The sequence below is a fragment of the Staphylococcus lugdunensis genome, from assembly GCF_001558775.1.
Classification (GTDB): Bacteria; Bacillota; Bacilli; order Staphylococcales; family Staphylococcaceae; genus Staphylococcus; species Staphylococcus lugdunensis.
In genome coordinates, this window is the sequence record NZ_CP014022.1 from 1,403,374 (window position 1) to 1,423,285 (window position 19,912).

At 33.7% G+C, this 19,912-nt stretch carries 19 protein-coding genes; 5 read left to right on the top strand and 14 right to left on the bottom strand.

The features are described from left to right. Positions 1-40: 40 nt before the first annotated feature. Positions 41-445: a hypothetical protein gene (locus tag AL499_RS06655; protein ID WP_002479219.1), complete on the bottom strand. Its 405-nt coding sequence runs from the start codon at positions 443-445 to the stop codon at positions 41-43. A 296-nt stretch (positions 446-741) separates the two neighbouring features. Between AL499_RS06655 and AL499_RS06660 the strand changes: the two genes are divergently transcribed. After that, on the top strand, positions 742-1,620 hold the full coding sequence (locus AL499_RS06660) for a YwqG family protein (protein WP_002492033.1): 879 nt from the start codon (positions 742-744) through the stop codon (positions 1,618-1,620). A gap of 244 nt (positions 1,621-1,864) precedes the next feature. On the opposite strand, the gene AL499_RS06665 is transcribed toward AL499_RS06660, so the two are convergent. Beyond that, positions 1,865-2,428, bottom strand: coding sequence for a GNAT family N-acetyltransferase (locus AL499_RS06665; protein WP_002479217.1), 564 nt, complete (start codon positions 2,426-2,428; stop codon positions 1,865-1,867). A gap of 344 nt (positions 2,429-2,772) precedes the next feature. Between AL499_RS06665 and glpT the strand changes: the two genes are divergently transcribed. After that, the gene (glpT, locus tag AL499_RS06670) at positions 2,773-4,128 is read left to right on the top strand and encodes a glycerol-3-phosphate transporter (protein ID WP_002479215.1); all 1,356 of its coding nucleotides are present in this window, start codon (positions 2,773-2,775) and stop codon (positions 4,126-4,128) included. Positions 4,129-4,340: 212 nt separating this feature from the next. Here glpT and AL499_RS06675 read toward each other — a convergent pair whose 3' ends face one another. Next, complete coding sequence (locus tag AL499_RS06675) at positions 4,341-5,765, bottom strand: DUF6056 family protein (protein ID WP_002492069.1); 1,425 nt, start codon at positions 5,763-5,765, stop codon at positions 4,341-4,343. Positions 5,766-5,892: 127 nt separating this feature from the next. Next, positions 5,893-6,471, bottom strand: a complete 579-nt coding sequence (gene lepB / locus AL499_RS06680; protein WP_002461066.1) for a signal peptidase I — start codon at positions 6,469-6,471, stop codon at positions 5,893-5,895. Positions 6,472-6,755: 284 nt separating this feature from the next. Between lepB and AL499_RS06685 the strand changes: the two genes are divergently transcribed. The 3 genes from AL499_RS06685 to AL499_RS06695 are packed head-to-tail and all read left to right on the top strand — an operon-like array spanning position 6,756 to position 9,612. Next, positions 6,756-7,514 (top strand): ABC transporter ATP-binding protein, encoded by a 759-nt coding sequence (locus tag AL499_RS06685; RefSeq protein WP_002492014.1) that lies wholly within the window; start codon positions 6,756-6,758, stop codon positions 7,512-7,514. Next, the gene (locus AL499_RS06690; RefSeq protein WP_002492061.1) at positions 7,504-9,390 is read left to right on the top strand and encodes an FtsX-like permease family protein; all 1,887 of its coding nucleotides are present in this window, start codon (positions 7,504-7,506) and stop codon (positions 9,388-9,390) included. The genes AL499_RS06685 and AL499_RS06690 overlap by 11 nt, the downstream gene beginning before the upstream one ends. 24 nt (positions 9,391-9,414) lie before the next feature. Continuing rightward, positions 9,415-9,612, top strand: a complete 198-nt coding sequence (locus AL499_RS06695) for a VraH family peptide resistance protein (RefSeq protein ID WP_002461061.1) — start codon at positions 9,415-9,417, stop codon at positions 9,610-9,612. 64 nt (positions 9,613-9,676) lie between these two features. Here the strand turns inward: AL499_RS06695 and AL499_RS06700 are convergent, their stop codons facing one another. The 10 genes from AL499_RS06700 to AL499_RS06745 all read right to left on the bottom strand — a co-directional run bounded on the left by AL499_RS06700 (position 9,677) and on the right by AL499_RS06745 (position 19,903). Next, positions 9,677-10,246 (bottom strand): helix-turn-helix domain-containing protein, encoded by a 570-nt coding sequence (locus tag AL499_RS06700; protein ID WP_037540915.1) that lies wholly within the window; start codon positions 10,244-10,246, stop codon positions 9,677-9,679. A 405-nt stretch (positions 10,247-10,651) separates the two neighbouring features. Beyond that, on the bottom strand, positions 10,652-11,557 hold the full coding sequence (phnD, locus tag AL499_RS06705) for a phosphate/phosphite/phosphonate ABC transporter substrate-binding protein (protein WP_002461059.1): 906 nt from the start codon (positions 11,555-11,557) through the stop codon (positions 10,652-10,654). A gap of 251 nt (positions 11,558-11,808) precedes the next feature. Continuing rightward, positions 11,809-12,591, bottom strand: coding sequence for a glucose 1-dehydrogenase (locus tag AL499_RS06710; protein ID WP_002479212.1), 783 nt, complete (start codon positions 12,589-12,591; stop codon positions 11,809-11,811). A 3-nt stretch (positions 12,592-12,594) separates the two neighbouring features. Then, entirely contained in the window at positions 12,595-13,890 is a 1,296-nt protein-coding gene (locus tag AL499_RS06715; RefSeq protein ID WP_002461056.1) for an MFS transporter, read from the bottom strand. A 35-nt stretch (positions 13,891-13,925) separates the two neighbouring features. Then, positions 13,926-15,527, bottom strand: coding sequence for a xylulokinase (locus AL499_RS06720; protein WP_002492011.1), 1,602 nt, complete (start codon positions 15,525-15,527; stop codon positions 13,926-13,928). Between the two features lie 429 nt (positions 15,528-15,956). Next, complete coding sequence (locus AL499_RS06725) at positions 15,957-17,036, bottom strand: NAD(P)-dependent alcohol dehydrogenase (protein ID WP_002479209.1); 1,080 nt, start codon at positions 17,034-17,036, stop codon at positions 15,957-15,959. A gap of 302 nt (positions 17,037-17,338) precedes the next feature. Further along, the gene (locus tag AL499_RS06730) at positions 17,339-17,884 is read right to left on the bottom strand and encodes a TetR/AcrR family transcriptional regulator (RefSeq protein ID WP_002479208.1); all 546 of its coding nucleotides are present in this window, start codon (positions 17,882-17,884) and stop codon (positions 17,339-17,341) included. Next, entirely contained in the window at positions 17,850-18,245 is a 396-nt protein-coding gene (locus tag AL499_RS06735) for a DUF3147 family protein (protein WP_002461049.1), read from the bottom strand. The genes AL499_RS06730 and AL499_RS06735 overlap by 35 nt, the downstream gene beginning before the upstream one ends. Positions 18,246-18,264: 19 nt before the next feature. Then, on the bottom strand, positions 18,265-18,618 hold the full coding sequence (locus AL499_RS06740) for a DUF3147 family protein (RefSeq protein ID WP_002461048.1): 354 nt from the start codon (positions 18,616-18,618) through the stop codon (positions 18,265-18,267). A gap of 445 nt (positions 18,619-19,063) precedes the next feature. Beyond that, a complete protein-coding gene (locus AL499_RS06745) occupies positions 19,064-19,903 on the bottom strand; it encodes a ParB/RepB/Spo0J family partition protein (protein WP_002492074.1) in 840 nt (279 codons plus the stop codon). Positions 19,904-19,912: the final 9 nt, after the last annotated feature.

The window sequence follows — 19,912 nt, forward strand, 5'->3', positions numbered from 1 at the left end:
TATTTCCTGAGAAATATAGGAAACACACCTTATATATCGTTTATTTTACAATTTTATATTCAACTGTATTAAGGTTTGGTGTTGGGCCTGATTTAATAATAACTTGGATTCTTTTATTTTGCTTTGCTGCTGACGTAAAAGTGTCAACTGTCTTTTTCTGTGCGTGGTTGCTAGCTAAAATTGACGCTTCTACAGGAATGCTATATTTACCAAATAATTCTGATACGATGCCTGCCCACTTATTAATATTTTTATATTTTTTAGGCATGGATGACGCCATTGATTTAACCTCACCTTTGCTAAGCGTGTATTTAGAAAGAACTTTACCTTCAGCATGTGCGGTGTGATTGTTTTGTGAAACTGGATTAATGTCGTTTGGCAAATTAAATGCTAATGGAGAAAGGATAATGGTACTTGCAATAATTGTTGCTAGTTTCTTTTTCATTATAAAACTCTCCTTTTAATTTTATTCAAACATATCTAACAACCACTGCAAATGTAACATAATTTTACTTACGTTTCTTGTAAAAAGGTATTTCTATCGAAATCACTTGCACAATTTAAATAACATCATTTACCTTTATCGGTTGTTTATCCCAAATTTCATATAATAATATTGGGTATACTTGAACCTAACGAAGTGCCTATCCAAGGGATGCGTTAGCGCATACAAAACTATACAGTGATATGCTTTTACTTTATAATGGCATTGTATTAATTCATACAGAAGGAGCTGTTCATATGCTAAACATTCAAGATGTCAGCCATCTTTCTGAAGAGGAACAGACGGTTTATAACCGCTTTGTCGAATCGGTGAAGCAGAGCAATCTGCCGGTACGCCCATACATTAAAATGGAACTATCTGAAATGCAAGATGAAACTTTACTTAAAAGTAAGATTGGTGGAGTTCCATTTTTAAAGTCAGTGGATGATATTCCATTGGATGAAAATATAGAGCCTATGGCCTTGTTAGCACAGATTAACTTAAGCGAACTTCCAGAAGAACAAAAAGTATTTCCTGTAAATGAAGGAATAATACAATTCTGGATTAGTGCACAGAATGAAATGTATGGTTTGTCTGATGAAAAAGAAAATGACAATCCAAATTCAAGTCTTATTTATATTAAAGACCCAGTTACGAATTTAACATTTGAAGACGTACGTGCTCATATGGATTCATTGGCGTTTGATAAAGAGAATATTCCATTTGATGGAACGTTTTCAATAGAATACAAGCTTACTGAACAAACAATATCTTCTTCTGATTATAGATATGATGAAGATTTACGCTCAATCTGGAATAAAGTTAACCCTTCATTTAAGTTAGAATCAATGTTTGATGGCTATGATGATTTAATGGAACTTGTATTTAATACGTTCTCTGCTGAAGAGCCAAGCAACCAGCTAGGCGGCTATCCACTATTTATGCAAGCAGACCCAAGAGCTTATGACAAAGGATTAAGAGTATATGATACGCTCTTACTACAGATTGATTCTACAAAAAAAGGCAATGCTAAAATTATGTGGGGAGATTTAGGAATTGGTAACATCTTTATTAAGCCCGAAGATCTCTTAGCTTTGAAATTTGATGATTACATGTATACTTGGGATTGCGGATAATGTGAAACGTCCACACTTAATTAATTCTCTATTTCTAGGCGCAATGAATAACGTTATCGTTTAGAACCTGGGACATAATTATGTTTTAAGTTATGAACTCTATATTGGCATTAGTTGACTGGATTGAAAATACGCTAATGCCAAGCTTTTTCAATCCTAGTCAACCTTGCCGGGGCGGGACTACGAATTCATTATGAATTTTGTCCCGCTCCCATAAATAATGACACTTATCCATGAAAAATTCTCAATTATTTAACGATAATGAATGATCATACTCTTCTCGCAACAAACTATATACATAACTATCAGAGAATTTTCCGTGCAATCTTTCATTGCTTCTTAAAGTACCTTCTTTTGTGAATCCAAGACGTTGAGGTATTGATTGACTTTTTTTATTATCGGTACTCATACAAATCTCGATACGATTTACATCAAATTCCTCATAAATGTAACGAATTAAAGCTTCAGTACATTTAGTCATAATCCCTTTCTTTTGAAAAGTTTCTGCTAAGTAATATCCTATCGATGTTTTTTTATTAACTAAGTCCAAATAATGCAATCCAATGACGCCGACAAGTTCTCCATCGAACCAAATCCCACTGTGAAAGCCATTGCCATCACTAAATTGTTGTAGCGCCGAACGTATAAACTTTTTACTATCTTCAACTGTTGTTGTGTATTCAACAAAAGGTAAAAATTCGGATAGATACTCACGATTTGAATCTACCAGTTTGAAAAGAAGGGGTGCTTCACGTTGTTCTAGTATTTTCAAACTAATACTTTCATCTATTTTATATCCAAATATCATTATTATCCCTCCATGATTTATAAATAATGATTAGCTAAATTAATCAACAGGTTGATATAACGCATCTACTTCAGCAATCTCTAATCTTTCGAAATGAATACTATTATTGACTTGAAAATCAAATATCTTCATCATGCTCCCTTTAACATACAATAATAAATTATCATTATACTAACATATCCTTACCTCATTCTCGACCACCATCCATATATTTTATTATGTATTTTTAACCGATAATATTTTAATAACTAATTTGTTTTTATTATAAAAATATTATTCCATTACCAAGAAAATTATATTAAGATGATGTTAAGTATTTGTAAATTTAATAAAGGGGTGTTGAAATGTTCAACTTTTTAAAGCCGCCAGCAGCTAAACAACAACTTCCACAAAGTGATGTTGATGCAACTTATAAGCGTTTGCGTTGGCAAGTATTTTTAGGCATTTTTATTGGCTATGCAGGCTATTATTTACTGCGCAAAAACTTTTCTTTAGCAATGCCAGCTTTGATTGAACAAGGATTTAGTAAAGCAGAACTCGGTATTGCATTATCTGCTGTTTCTATTGCTTATGGATTTAGTAAATTTGTGATGGGGACGGTAAGTGATAGAAGCAATGCACGTATCTTTTTAACAGTTGGCTTAATCCTTACGGCCGTTGTGAACTTATTATTAGGATTTGTACCATTTTTCACATCTAGTATTCTTATTATGTTCATTTTATTATTTCTCAATGGTTGGTTCCAAGGCATGGGATGGCCACCGTCTGGTCGTGTACTCGTGCATTGGTATAGTGTGAGTGAACGTGGTAGTAAAACAGCAATTTGGAATGTTGCACATAATATCGGTGGTGGATTAATGGCGCCACTAGCAACTTGGGGTATTTTTGTGACAGCACAATATCATTTAGGCTATTTAAAAGGGTTTGAAGGTGCGTTTATCTTTCCTGCATTATTAGCCATCATTGTAGCTATTATTGCCTTCTTTTTAGTTCGTGACACACCACAATCACAAGGATTGCCACCAATAGAAGTTTATAAAGATGACTACCCGACGTCTAAGAAAGAAACATTTGAAACTGAACTCACTACAAAAGATATTTTGTTTAAGTACGTGCTAAATAATAAATGGGTTTGGGCTATCGCCTTTGCCAATATCTTTGTTTATTTTGTACGCTATGGTGTGCTTGATTGGGCACCTACTTATTTGAGTGAAGAAAAAAGTTTTGATCTTAAAAGCTCTGGTTGGGCTTATTTTCTATATGAATGGGCTGGAATACCTGGCACAATTATCTGTGGTTATCTATCTGATAAAGTTTTTAAAGGACGTCGTGGACCAGCTGGATTTTTGTTTATGCTAGGTGTTACTGTCTTTGTACTCATCTACTGGTTAAATCCACCAGGACATGCCTGGTTAGATAATATCTCATTAATTATGATTGGATTCCTTATTTATGGTCCTGTTATGCTCATTGGCCTTCAAGCACTAGACTATGTACCAAAGAAAGCTGCAGGTACAGCAGCTGGTTTAACTGGCTTATTTGGCTATTTGTTTGGTGCAGTGATGGCTAACATCGTACTCGGTTTTATTGTTGATCACATGGGCTGGGATGCTGGGTTTATCTTATTAACCATTGTTAGCATTTTAGCTATGCTCAGCTTTATTTTAACTTGGAACAAACGTGGTCAAGAAACCGTGTAATCCAATAAACTAATCTATATACATTTTAAATATATAATAAAGTCTGGGACATAATTATATTTTAGGCTCTGAGTTCTATATTGGCATTAGTTGACTGGATTGAAAATACGCTAATGCCAAGCTTTTTTCAATCCTAGTCAACCTTGCCGGGGCGGGACTACGAATTCATTATGAATTTTGTCCCGCTCCCTTTTATAAATACTTATTTTTTATTAATGATAGTGTGTTTTAATAATAAACTTTGTTTTTTTGTAGTCAATGCCATAATACAATTTGAAAAATGGTGTCATATAGGTATTTTCAGTTGGGTCTCCCATATGATGAAACTGTGGATATGGCAAGCCCGGTAACTCCACTGTTTTCGTATTTTTAGGTAGATGTTCAACAATTTGAGTACGTTCCGTTTCAGTTTTCTTATTTTCACCGATTGGTAATAATATCGTAACGACTAACGTCACAATCAATCCCACATTGATCCAATTACTATAAGTAAAGGTAACATCTGGTGTCACCTCATCTACCATGGTTAACACAATTAATAGAACAAAGATTAAACTTGCTAATGCTGTACGTCCACCATATGGTGTGATAAAGAAAAATGGTACCGTACAGACAAATGTACTTAAAGCATACAGCACTAACATGTCGAAACGTGATGTTTGATAAAAATTATATAAAGCAAATCCTATAAAAGCACCAAGGTAAATAATAAATAATATACCTGCTACAATGTGCGTCATGCTAGGGTGTGGTACTTCTAAGTTACGATGGTTAAAGAATAAATATACCGTTCCTAAAAACATGCCGAGTAATAATATCACATTCACTTTATCAATGCGATTCAGTTTCTTAGCAACATAAACACATGCTAGAAAAATAAGCGGAATCAAATACATATTATGCGTATAATAAATATCTAACATCGCATTAAATAAGCCTTGGTCTGTACCTACCGTGCGATAAGCATCTTTTGCTGTAGCAATTGAATAATATGCTTTATTTGAGAACATTACTATAGCTCCAATAAACAAACTAACAAAACCATAGACTAGATATTTAGAAATACGTTTATATTTTAAATAATAAATAATACTAAAATAAACAGTGACAAACAATAAATATAAGCTTACATGTTCCACAAGTAACATCGATAAAATTGCCAAAATAATATTTAGCAAAACATTTAACGGTGTAACTTTCCATTGCCGATTAACAATAGCCTGCCCCAACAATACAAAGTAAAGCATGGCAACAGCTGAAGTTACGTAATTTACATATCCTGCTACCCATCCAAATGTTTCAGCAAAAATCTGAGTTGGCATAAGCATCACAATAATTAATGTGACAATACTTTTTTGTAACGCGCGTTTCTTATATGCTAAACGACTCATTAATAAAATTAATAATGATGAAAAAATGGTCATTCCTATCACTCTAATAAAACTTGAACGCACAAAGATAATCTCAATAATATTACTGATATATCGTCCATTATAGTCATAAAAGAAACTTTTTAATCTATCCATCCCAACATGCGTGCGCCAAGTCCAATCATCACCACTTAATGGCGTAATGGCACTTAAAAGTAAGAAAAATAAGATAATAAATACACTTTGATAATTCTTTAATACTTTCATTTAATTTTCTCCTGATACAATTATGTAATTATAAAACATTATATCATCTTTATAGCAAAATGTGACAAAAAAATAAAGCGCACAATCTATTTTGTTACTCATAGATTGTACGCTTACTTTTGATTATTTACTTATCAAATGTTCCAGGATTAAATTTTGTTGTCCACTCACCAAATGGCCAGAAACGTAACACAACTTTACCTACAATTTGTTCTTTATCAATAAGCCCTACCTGTGGAAAACGACTATCTAAACTGTTTTGACGATTATCACCTAACACTAAATATTTGTCTTTAGGAATCTTCGTCTCACCATTAGCATTTTGCAAATCACTCGATTTGAAAGAACCTGTCAGATACTTACCATTTTTATGCTCTTTGTTATATTTTAAATAAGGCTCATCAATTTTTTTATTATTAACATATAGTTGGTCACCTTTATACTCAACTTTGTCTCCAGGTTTACCAATTAAACGTTTAATAAAATCTCTATCTTTATCTTCTTTAAAGACAACGATATCACCATTATCAATATGGTCTAACGTTTTGGAAATTTTACTCACTACTACTTTTTCTCTATCTTTAAATGTTGGATACATTGAATCTCCCGAAACTGAATATGTAACTCCAATAAATTTAACAACTATACCTACAATGATAAGTGCAACTGCTATAGACACAATCCACTCTAAGATCTCTTTTTTCACTTTTATCCCGCCTAATTATTTTAGATTTCTATTATGCTAACGACTTATGTCTCATTTTACAATTTATAATCTGCGTTATTTGATATATTCTATTTTATCATAGTTCATTTTTAAAATTATAATCTATTCCCGCTAAAAATAAAACTCATATTAACTATAGCTTGTTATTATTTATTTCTTTCAACTTTGTAAGTTAAACATCATTGTTTGTAAGATTAGATAAAGGCGCTTGTGTTGAATAACTCATAAAATAAAAATATCGATAAAACAAGAGGAGTGACACAATGCCTATATTAAATGTTAATCATTTATCTAAAGTTTATGGTAAAAAACAAAAATATAAAGCACTACACGATATTAACTTTTCGGTTGATAAAGGAGAATTTGTAGCAATTATGGGCCCATCTGGTTCAGGTAAAACAACGTTACTTAATGTAATCAGCTCTATTGATACATTATCAGGTGGTACTGTTGAAATTAATGGTCACACATTAAACAACTTAAATGATAAACAACTTGCACAATTTCGTAAAACAGACCTAGGTTTTATCTTTCAAGACTATAGCGTCTTACCAACGTTAACTGTCAAAGAAAACATCATGTTACCACTATCAGTACAAAAGTTATCTGCAGCAGAGATGGAGCAAAATTATAGCGAAGTAACACAAGCCTTAGGTATCCATGACTTAAGTCATAAATATCCTAGTGAAATTTCTGGTGGTCAACAACAAAGAACAGCAGCTGCTCGTGCTTTCGTTCATAAACCAAGCATCATTTTTGCTGACGAGCCTACAGGTGCGCTTGATTCTAAAAGCGCCCAAGATTTACTACATCGTTTAGAAGACATGAACCAACACTTTAATACAACGATTGTAATGGTTACTCACGATCCTTCAGCAGCAAGTTTCGCACAACGTGTCATTATGTTAAAAGATGGTGCTATTTATTCTGATTTCCGACAAGGTGAACACACTAAAAGCGCCTTTTATGACCGCATTATTCAACTGCAGTCTTCAATGGGTGGTGTAGCTAATGACGTTTAATCAAATCATTTTAAAAAATTTACGTCAAAACATCAAAAACTATATGTTGTATTTATTTTCACTTATTTTAAGTATTGTACTGTATTATAGTTTTGTCACATTACAATATACAAAAAGTATTAATAACGAGAATGCTGGTACAATTGTTCAAAAAGGTGCAATGATAGGTGCTATTTTTCTCTTCATTATTATTATCATTTTCTTAATGTATACCAATCATTTATTTATTAAACGACGAACAAAAGAATTTGCACTATTTCAATTGATTGGTTTAAATAAACATAACATCTTACGTATGTTATCAATAGAACAGTTTACCTTTTTTGCACTGACAGGTATTATAGGAATATTTATTGGAACGTTTGGTTCACAGCTTTTATTATCAATCTTAATACGTATGATGCATTTATCTATTAATGTCTCAATTAGTTTTGAACCCATGGCGTTGATTCAAACCATGATCATGCTACTATTAGCTTTTATTATGATATTTTTGCAAAATCGACGTTTTTTAAAGAAACGTAGCATTTTAGATATGATGAAAGATAATATATCTTCAGAAGCTACTAAAGCACGCATCACCATACCTGAAACGGTTGCCGGCCTATTAGGTATCATCATGATAGCCTTTGGATATTATATTTCCACGGAAATGTTTGGTCAATTTAAAGCCTTAACACTCACAATGTTATCACCTTTTGTTATTCTATTCTTAACGATTGTCGGTGCCTATTTATTTTTCAGAAGTTCAGTTTCTATTATTTTTAAATCTTTGAAAAAATTAAAGCATGGGCGTATTAATATTACAGATGTCGTCTTTACGTCGTCTATTATGCACAGAATGAAGAAAAATGCTTTATCGCTAACAATCATCGCAATCATTTCAGCGGTCACGGTTACGATTTTATGCTTTGGTGTCATTAGTAAATCCAATACTGATTACACACTTAAGGCAACGTCACCACAAGATATCAACTTTTCAAAAGCATCTTCTGCACAAAAATTTGAAGAACAGTTAAAGCAAAAAGGCATTCGTTATCATAAAAAAGAAGTATCTGTCTTAATGACCAAAATTGTCAAAAGTGAAGCACTAAAAAATAAATTAAATGATACAAATAATCAACTAAGCTTGGGTATCATGCCAGATCAAAAAGTACATGGTAATAAGGCAACACTAACGAATCTCAAGGGTCCATTAAGCGGTATAGTTAACATTCACTTAAATCGCAATGTCACTGTTAAAGGACAATCACAACAAACCTTTAACGTTAACGCAATAAATAAAGATGAAGTGATTTCAATGCTTGCATCAAATGGCGGGCCTGTATTAAAAGTAAGTCCGGAAAAATACCAATCGTTGGCAAATGATAAGCTCATTGCTACACACTATGGCTATAATATTCACACGCATCAACAGCTTAAACAGGCCGAACATATAGCTCAGCGTGTCGCACCTAATGTCACGATTCAAAGTCAAACAACAACCATGCTAGATCAATCAAATGGTATCTTAATGTTTGTTTCTTCCTTCCTTGGTCTAGCCTTCTTAATTGCAGCGGGTTGTATTATTTATATTAAACAGATGGATGAAACCGAAGATGAAATGAGCAATTATCGTATCTTACGTCGTATTGGTTTCACGCATATTGATATGATGAAAGGTATAGGTTTTAAAATATTATTCAACTTTGGTTTACCTTTATTGATTGCCTTATTACATGCTTTATTCGCAGCTCTGGCTTTTATGAATTTATTAGGTCAACAAGATTTAAGACCTGTTATTGTAGTCATGGTTGTGTATACCATCGTTTATTTAATATTTGCTGTTATTTCATTTATCCATGCAAACAATAAGATTAAACAAGCATTAAATTAATATATTTTGAAAGGATGTATTGTCATGAAATTTAAAGAATTAGTTAAACAATCATACGAGGATTTAAAAAACTTAGAGGTTAATTGGTTTAACGGTATAACATTAACGCTAGCTGTTATCATTTTAAGTAGTATAACAACACCTATTCTTGGTGTGCCTGCAGGGTTACTCGGGGGCGCTTATTACTTAAAACGTCGTGAAGAAAAGAATAATCATAAGTAGATAGTATATAGGGGCAGTAACACAGCTAAATGAAATAACTGTGATGACTGCCCCATTTTTAAATTTATAAGAATACATCAGTTAACCATAAACTAGCCAGTACAATAATCATAATACTACCAACAAAACAGATAAAAGCTAAAGCACTCGTGAAGAGCTCACGTTTTTTCGTTACTTGAACTTTATTAGGATCTTCTCCATTCATAAATGCAATAATACGATCTGCATTTTCCATGTTATGTTTATATTTAAGTCGGTCTATTCGTATACTTGCAAAAAGCCCTACCATGTATAAAATCAATATGATAAATAATCCTAGCCAACTAAAATAATGTATCATAGGCCCTATCAACACAGCGGCTATTACAAATGTTACTAACATACACCATGTCCATTTGTTCATTTCCTTACGTACTACTTCTCTATCCATTTGATATACGTCTCCTTTAACAAGATCATCTAAGGATACATTAAATAGCGAGCACATCATTAATAAATTGTGGATATCGGGCAAACTTTTATTATTTTCCCAGTTAGAAATCGTTTGTCTAGAAACATATAATTTTTCAGCCAATACTTCTTGTGAATAACCTTGCTGTATTCTATATTTTTTTAATTGTTGCCCAACATTTATCATTTTGCACTCCTTAGATTATCTCTGTGAAAATTTCACTCATTTAAATAAGTGATAGTTTTATAGAAACGTATGTTATAGTATTAATCTATCAAATATCTTTAGAAACTGCAGTATTAATAGTGACAAAATGCTTTGACAATTTGATATCATCGTGTTTTTTAGACGTCCGTATGTCTAAAATTTTATTTATGTGTTACAAAACAATGTGTATCTTTGGTAAAAAAAGGAGCGGAACAGAATGCATTATGAATTCGAAGTCCCGCCCCAGCAAGGTTGACTAGGAATGAAAACAGCTTGGTATAAGCGTATTTTCAATCCAATCAACTACTACCAATATTTAGTTCATAACTTAGGACATAATGATGCCCAAACTGATATGGTGATACCCTTCTGTTAATATTTCTAGCCGTCTATCAAGATACGGTTATCTCTAACTTTCTTAAAGTCCGCTTCACTTGTTTTTTCATATCCTTCATGGTCAAAGAGGTCATGAATTAATTGACGTCCTTCTTTCTTTTTGCTGACATTAATAAATGCTTTTGCAATTTTATTACGCCATTCGTCACTTAAATCTACACGAACCGAAATAGTGTCATTTGGTATTTTATCTGATGTATAAATGACTCTCGTATCTTTATAAACATTAGGTTTAGATTTTTTTAGCTCTACACGTGCATCATCATAAGTAGCCACGGCATCTATATCTCCATCTAGCAACGTCTTTAATGCTTGATCTTCATCTTTAAATTGAGACACACGCAATGCACTTTTAGGAATATGTTCTCTTTGCAAATCAGCTAATGGATAAATATATCCTGCAGCTGAATCTGCATCTTGTAACCCAACTTTTTTCCCTTTTAAATCTTTAAGCTTTTTAATGTCACTATCTTTTTTAACCACAATTTGTGAACGATAATAATCTCCCAATTTCTTAGTTTGATTTCCTTTATCATCAACTAAATAGTCTTTAGATTTTAACAGAACATCTACTGTTCCTTTATCTCGACCAATTGTATAGGTTACTGGCGACATGATAGCCACATCCATTTTTTTAGATGCTAAATCTTCAATCATCTTATAATCGCTAGTTGTACGCTGTATATTCACAGGCGCTTTTAACTCTTTAGACAATAACTTTTGTAATGACTCAATTTTATCGTCATATTTCTTTCCCGTTTGTGATTGAGGCGCAACATATTCAATATTAACAGGCTTCTTTGCTACTTTCTTTTTCTTGTTCTCTTCGCAACCATATAAAGAAATTGCCATACACATTGTTAGTATTAGAATTAGTATAATCTTTTTCAATGATATTCCATCCTTCTGTATGAAATTTCTTTTATCATATACCAGTCAAATCATTTTGACCACCCCATTTTTGACAATATTATTAATTATTAATTTTTTATCCCATTTAATACGATTCCTTAACAAAATTTAGCGATTTATTTTACATTTCAAAAGATCATTGAATATAAAACAAGCACAACGATGATTATGGCAAACCATCATTGTGCTATTATTGTGAGATTGATATCTCAGACTGTTTTGAAATTATATTATAATGCTGTGTAACCACCATCGATTGTAAATACACTACCTTGAGCAAATGTTGATGCATCAGATGCGAGGTAAACGACAATACCGCCTAATTCGTGTGGCTCACCTGGACGACCCATTGGTGTTGCTCCCATCCAATAATCAATCATATCGCCACCAGTATTAAACATTGGTTCAGTTAATGCTGTTTTCATATAACCTGGTGCGATTGTATTTACTTTAATACCGTATTTAGACCATTCCATGGCTAAACTTTTCGTTAACATAATGACGCCTGCTTTAGATGCGTTATAAGATGCTTGCTCTTGTGGTTTATTTGCAATTAAGCCAGACATTGATGATGTATTAATGATTGAACCATTTCCTTGTTTAATCATTTGGCGTCCAACTGCTTGTGCCACTAAGAAAACCCCATTTAAGTTAAGATTGATGACTTTTAACCAATTTTCATAAGAAACATCTTCCGCTTTTTCATTAATTGTCATTCCTGCATTATTAACTAAAATATCAATTTTTCCATATTTTTTAACAACGTCTTGTACCATCTTATTAACATCATCAGGATTTGTAACATCTACTTTTAATGCTGTTGTTTTAACACCTTCATTGTGTGCAATAGCTTGAGCTGTTTCTTCTGCTAAATCTAACTTAATGTCGGCAATTACAATATCTGCACCTGCTTGTGCTAGCGCTTCAGCCATTGCTTTACCTAGACCCATCGCCCCACCAGTTACGATTGCTACTTTACCATTTACTCTAAATTGATCAATAATATTTGTCATAAATTACACTCCTTCATTCGTTTGTACTTGATTTGTTATTTCTACTTCTTTCGTTGGTTGCTGCACTTTCATAAAGAATGTCAAGATGAAGCCTATGATATAAAGAATGGCATAGACCCAAATAGTTACTTTTTCTGTAGTAAACATTAATGTGACACTTGCTATCGCAGGACCACAAAAATTACTTAATCCTGCAGCCAGGTTATGTACAGATACTGCCGCACCCTTATGTTCCGGCACTAATGTTGGGAAAATAGCAGACATCGGTACATATGCCGCCACTGCGAAACCTAACATTAACGCTATTAATGTCGTCACAAAGATGTTTGGACCACTCCACGATGGCAAATAATAGAAGGCTAAAGTTGATAAGGCCATGCCAATACAACCGAACCAACGCACTTGGCGCACCCAGCCAATTTTATCACCGACAACACCCCAGAATAAGTTAGTGAAGATTGTGATAAAATACATCAGTCCCCATACGCGTAGCCATTCAGATGTTGTAAATCCAAATTCATCAGTATATACACGCGGTAAAAAAGCAACTAAGCCAAATAGCGATAATTGGTTAATAATTCGCACCACAAATGCAATAGCTACTTGCTTATTACCTAGCAGCGTGATTCCTCGACCAAATTCTGCAAACATTTCTTTTGTCGTCATACGCTTTGCTTCAACGTCTTCACCTTTTTTATCTTTCACCAAGAACGTTGCAATGAGTCCACCAACTAGAATAAATACAATTGATAACCATAATGAACCCAACTCTCCAATAAATGGAATCGTAAAGCTTGGTAAATATGAACCTAATACACCAATACCTATAGAATACATCGCCCAGAACCAACCCATCGCGGATGCGAGTTTATAGGCAGGTGAAGAATATGTAATCCATACAACAAAGCTATAAATAAACATTGGATAAGCAAAACCACGGATGCCATACATGATAAGCATCATGGCATAGTTTTGTTGTTCTAAACCAAACACTAGAAATCCTACATGAAAGATAATCCAAATAATAAAGGCAAATGTCATGATACGTCTTGGGCTAAATATTTCTGCTAACACACCTGATAACCATGATGCGATAGCCACAACCAAGCCATAAACAGCCAGTACTCTACCAGCTTCTGAGCTACTAAATCCTAGACTCCCAATATATTTAGACAAGAACGCTTGCTCAACACCATCACCCGTCATAAAAATAGCCACTGCAACATAGCCCCAAATAAGTACCATTGGTAAGCCTAAAAATTGACGCTCTGTTTGCTGACTTTGTATCTTATTAACCACGTTTCCATCCCACTTTCATTATTTTGTTTAAACTTTTACATTCCGAATTTTTTTGCTGCTAATTTTTCAAGTGGAATACCTTGCTTGAAACGTTCAGTATACATTCGAAAACTTTCCACTTCTGCAGCAGTTGGCTCAATAGCAACAGACGTCGTATTCTTAAACGCATAGTTGCTTAAATAAGTGGCTAAATCACTATTGCGTTGGTCTTTTAAATATTGTGCTAATACTGCAATGCCCCATGCACCGCCTTCACTTGCCGTTTGCATGACACGTACATTTGTTTCAAGCGCTGCTGCTAAAAACGTTTGCGCAACCTTTTCAGTTTTAAAAATACCACCGTGACCAAGCATAGAATCTATAGTAATATTTTCATTTTCTTTCAATAAATCAACGCCAATTTTCAACGTACTGAATGCGCTATAAATATGCGTTTTCATTAAGTTTGCTAAATTAAAGTTACTATCTACCGACCGCACTAACATAGGATAACCTTGAGGTACATCGGTAATGAATTCCCCAGAGATATAGCCATAAGATAATAAATTTCCCAGGTTATCCTCTCCGTTTAAAGCGCTTTCAAAAACTTTTGTAAAAAGCTCATTTTTGTCGTAATTGACGCCCATCGTTTGTAATACTTCTTCAAAAAGATTTATCCATAGGTTAATATCAGACGTGCAATTATTCGCATGAATCATGGCTACCTCATAACCATCTGGCGTCGTCACAATATCTACTTCTGGATAAACACGTTGAATAGGTTGTTCTAACACAATCATTGAGAAGATACTTGTACCTGCTGAAACATTACCTGTACGCGGTGCTACACTATTCGTTGCAACCATACCTGTTGCTGCGTCTCCCTCAGGGGCACAAAGAGGACATCCTGCCTGCAACTCACCATTTGGATCAATTAATTTTGCACCTGTTTCAGTTAGTCTACCAGCAGACTCACCTGCTACGACAACATGAGGTAAAATGTCACCAATCTTTTGGTTATAGCCACGCTGCGCAAATAACTTATTAAAGCGGTCCATTAAATCTTGACGATAATCTAGCCGTTGACTATCAATTGGAAACATTCCGGAAGCATCACCAATACCAATCACTTTTTCATCGGTTAAATACCAATGAATATAACCCGCTAATGTCGTCATATATCTTACACGTTCGACATGGGGTTCTGTCTCCATCGCTGATTGAAAAAGTTGTGCGATACTCCAACGCTCGGGAATATTAACATTAAAATCTTCACGTAATACCGTAGCTGCTTCATTCGCATTATTGTTACGCCATGTTCTAAAAGGTACAAGTAAATCATCATGTTCATCAAATACTAAATAACCATGCATCATGCCACTAATACCTAATGACGCTATTTGATTAACAGTCGTATCATATGTATCTTTAACGTATCGTGTCATTTCACCATAACTTTTTTGTAAACCAACCCATGCATCATTCATGGAATAAGTCCAATAGCCATTGTCAAAACTATTTTCCCATTCAAATGAGCCCGTAGCTATTGTATTAAAATCATCATCAATGGCTACCGTCTTAATTCTTGTCGATCCAAATTCAATGCCTACGGAAAGATGACCCGCTTCAATAAAGCGTTTTGTTTCTTCAATATTCATTAACAACCCTCCTTTTCACATTTTATGAAACCGTTACCATTTACAATGCTAACACAATTTATTTTACAACCATAGGAAAATAACATGTATTTCATAGTTAATTTTGAATAAAATAACAACTTTATGCTAAAAGTTCAATATTTCTAACTTTATTAGAAAATATTAAATAGAATTTCCAAAAATATATCTTAAAACTAAAAAACAATAAGGCTATACTGCTATATTGCATAACAATGTATAACCTTATCAATAATGATATATCCGTGAGTGGGATAGTATTCATGATGAATTCTGTCCCAACCTAGCACAGTTGACTAGAAGTGAAAAAATATTGGTATAATCATATTTTCAATCCCGTCAACTACTGCCAATATATCGTTCATAGTCTAAAATATAATGATGTCCCAAACTGAATATTTATCTCTAAATTTATAATTTGGCTGCTTCGATACCATTTGGATATACAATCACTTTTAACGAACCAGATTTATCTGTTCTTGCACGCTCCATTGCTGCTTTTGTTTCTGACAAAGGATATTGATGTGTAAACATAGAATTTAAATCTGCATCAGTATGACTTAAAATTTGAATGCCTGTATCATACGTATTTGCATATCTAAAAATACCAACAAGGTTTATTTCATGATTGGTAATAAAAGGAATATTAAGAGGATTATCCGCCTCTTGAGCTAAACCTACCGCTGCTAGAGTACCACCATTTTTTAATGCTGCTAAAGCACTGCGTAAGGCAATTTGATTTCCTGCTGTCTCAATTGCGTAGTCAACACCATGTTGCTGTGTTAATTCATTTATTCGTTGATTAACATCTTCGTCTTTGACATTAATAGTTGTTGTTGCCCCTAATTTTAGTGCTTCATCTAAACGATTTTGTTCCATATCAGATACGATAATTTGAGTAGCTCCAAAGGCTTTGGCCGCGACAACCGTCATTAATCCCACAGGTCCCATTCCCATTATCACTACAGATGATCCTGGTTGAATATTTGCTCGACGACAAGCTTGTATACCAACTGACAATGGTTCATTCAGGGTTGCTTGTTCATAGCTCAATGTGTCTGGAATATGGAATAAGTAATCTTCTGGATGCTTCAAATATTCCGTAAATGCCCCGTCAACAGGAGGTGTTGCGAGAAATACAACGTCTGGGCACAAATTATATTTTCCGGTTTTACAATATTCACATGTTCCACATGGCACACCCGGTTCAACTGCCACGCGATCTCCAGGTTTAAAATGCGTTACATCACTGCCAACAGCTGCTACTTTTCCAGCGCATTCATGTCCTAAAATAAGTGGTGCTTCAACTACAAATTCACCGACACTACCATGAGCATAATAATGCACATCAGAGCCACATACACCAACTGCTAACATTTGTACCAATACATCATGCGGCCCAAGTTCTGGCACATTCACTTCTTTAATTTCAATATCGTACGGTTCATTTAACACTGCCACTTTCATCTTTCTAGGAATTTCATGATCCATCTTTATCCACCTCATTGTTTTGTTGTTACATTGATGTCGATATCTCGATGTTTGATTTTCCACAAGATTGCTAAGTTAATGCTAGCATTATGAATATATTATGTAAACGATTTCAATAATTATTAGTTTGTTAAATAAAAATGTGAGCGGGACTGAATTCATTATGAATTCGTAGTCCCGCTCCAGCAAGGTTGACCAGGATTGAAAAAAGCTTAGTATAAACGTATTTTCAAATCAGTCAACTACTGCCAATATATCGTTCATAGTCTAAAACATAATGATGTCCCAAACTGTTAAAATCGTTATTGCTCAATATCATAGGCCTTAAGCAAACGCTTTAATAACCGTTGAATATAATGCTCATCTAACTCTTGAGGCTTAATTAAGATATTAAAATAAATGGGTGAAAATACTAAATCAATCATTAAATCTTGGTCTTCTTCATTAAGATAAGGTGCAATCATCTCTTTAAAATTTCGCCGATTACTTTCAAAGTAACCTTTCATAAATAATCCTCTAGCCTCAGATTGCTTAGAACTGACTAATATCTCAATCACAGCTCTTCCTAAATTCGTCTTATAAATAGCCATGATTTGTGTGGCAAAAGCAAACAATGCATCATATAAATTTATATGATTAAACGTAATATCACGTGTATGCGTAACAAACATATCGATAATAATGGATGCTTTATCTTTCCATCGTCTATAAATCGTTGCCTTCGATACACCAGTATTTTCTGCAATTTGCTCTATCGTAATCTCACCGTAGTGTGACATTTCTAACAAACGTTCAATTTCACTAAAAATCTTTTTATCTATCGTTGGATCCTTTGGTCTTCCAGCCATGTCGTTCCCTTCTTTTACGTGCTATAAATTCAACTAACTCAAATATTAAAAATGCACTTACAAACCAAACTATGAAACCAATAATAACACTTAATAGCCACTGATGTGTATAGTTGAGCATGGCCCATGTTGCGATAATACTACATAAGACACCCGTCATACCAAAAATAGCACCACGACTCACATGCATGGCTACTTCATCACCAAATTGCATACCCGTAATAAATAATGACACTAAAAAGACTGCCGGTAAGGTCGCAAAGATACCTCCAAATTCTTTCCATGGCAAAACGACAGATACAATATAGCTTAATAAGACTGCCGTGCCACCAACTAAAAATTTAATTACAGCAAGTTTCATGTTACGAAAGCCTCCAAATTTAAATGTGTTTTACTAAAAATATGGCAACTGAAATAATAAACCAACAAACAAGTGCAAAAATGCTACCTTTAACATAACCTTTCTTACTTATATAGATAGATGTTAATGCCACTGTTAATATACAAGAAGCAATACCAATAATTGCACCTGTACTCAAATGCATAGACATTTTAACAAGTTCTTCACCACGATGATCAATTGCCAATGCAATGATTGCTGCTAAATAGACTGCCGGCAGTGTAGCGATAATTCCTCCTAACTTACCTCCAATTTTTTCTGACATAATCGATGCAAATGCCACTGCAAAACCACCGATAACAAAGTGTAGAATAGCACTAGAAATACTAAACAATCTTTTCCCTTCTTTGACATTTTATTGTAAAACGAAACGTACCGTTTACTATTAATATAAATCGTAATTTCTAAATTGTAAACAGGGCAAATGAAAATAAAAACAGTTAGGGATTTAACTGTAACGAAACATCATTGAAACACCAAAATCTTTTCTTCGAGTATGATTTCCACACTCTCATTAATATGTTAAGAAATCTTATTTAAAGGTATTAAAGCTGAAAGTTCTATTCGTAACGGATGTTGCCTTTGATACATAAGACACCGTATTCATTTAGTTAAGTGACGTTTATTAAATGATGCAAATATGCTTTATTTTTAAACATAATTTGATATAAAAAGACATGCTAATACAAAATATTATAAACAAATAAGCCAGTAAATGATTTTACAAAAATTCATTTACTGGCTTATGTTTCTTGGAACGATATCCCAATCTGTATTATCTAGTGTTTATATATTTTAATTTTAATTTCATAGTAATCATCGTGATCTTTATCACGATGTTCTACTCGAATACCTGACTGTTCGATTGCTTGGATGCTCTTACCCACTTCATCCCTAGCTTGCGTTAAATCATGCGAAAACTGAAATGTTTGTGCTGTAACCTTTTCTGGTCCTACTTGTTGCTTGACTCGTGCTTCTGTTTGTTTAACATTAAGCTTTTGTTGAATGACTTGTTCAATGAGCTGTTCTTGTACTTCATTAGACAGAGGTAAGACTGCTCGTGCGTGTCGTTCAGTAATTTTACCTTCTCTAAGGCGCACGATAACTTTAGGTGCTAATTTCAACAGACGTAACTTATTGGCAATAAAGCTTTGGCTTTTCCCCAAACTCTTAGCTAATTCACTTTGTGTTGTATTACCTATTTCAAGTAATTTTTTATAGGCTTCCGCTTCTTCTACTACAGATAAGTTCTCTCTCTGAATATTTTCAATTAAAGCAACTACGGCCGTTTCCTCATCACTCATGTCACGAATAATGACATCAGCATGTGATTTTTGTAACGATTGCAATGCCCTAAAACGTCGTTCTCCAGCAATAATTTCATACATGTGCTCTTCAATCGGTCTTACAACAATGGGTTGTAACAAACCATGTTCATCAATCGATTCAGCAAGTTCTTTTAATTTACTAGGGTCAAAAACCTGTCGTGGTTGATAACGATTTGGCACAATACGTTCAATTTGAATGGATTCAACATTAGAATTGCGATCTTCTTCAATATAGCCAACAATGTCTTCTTTATTTTTTAAACCAAATAATTTTGAAAAAGGCTTTTTCATTATCCATTC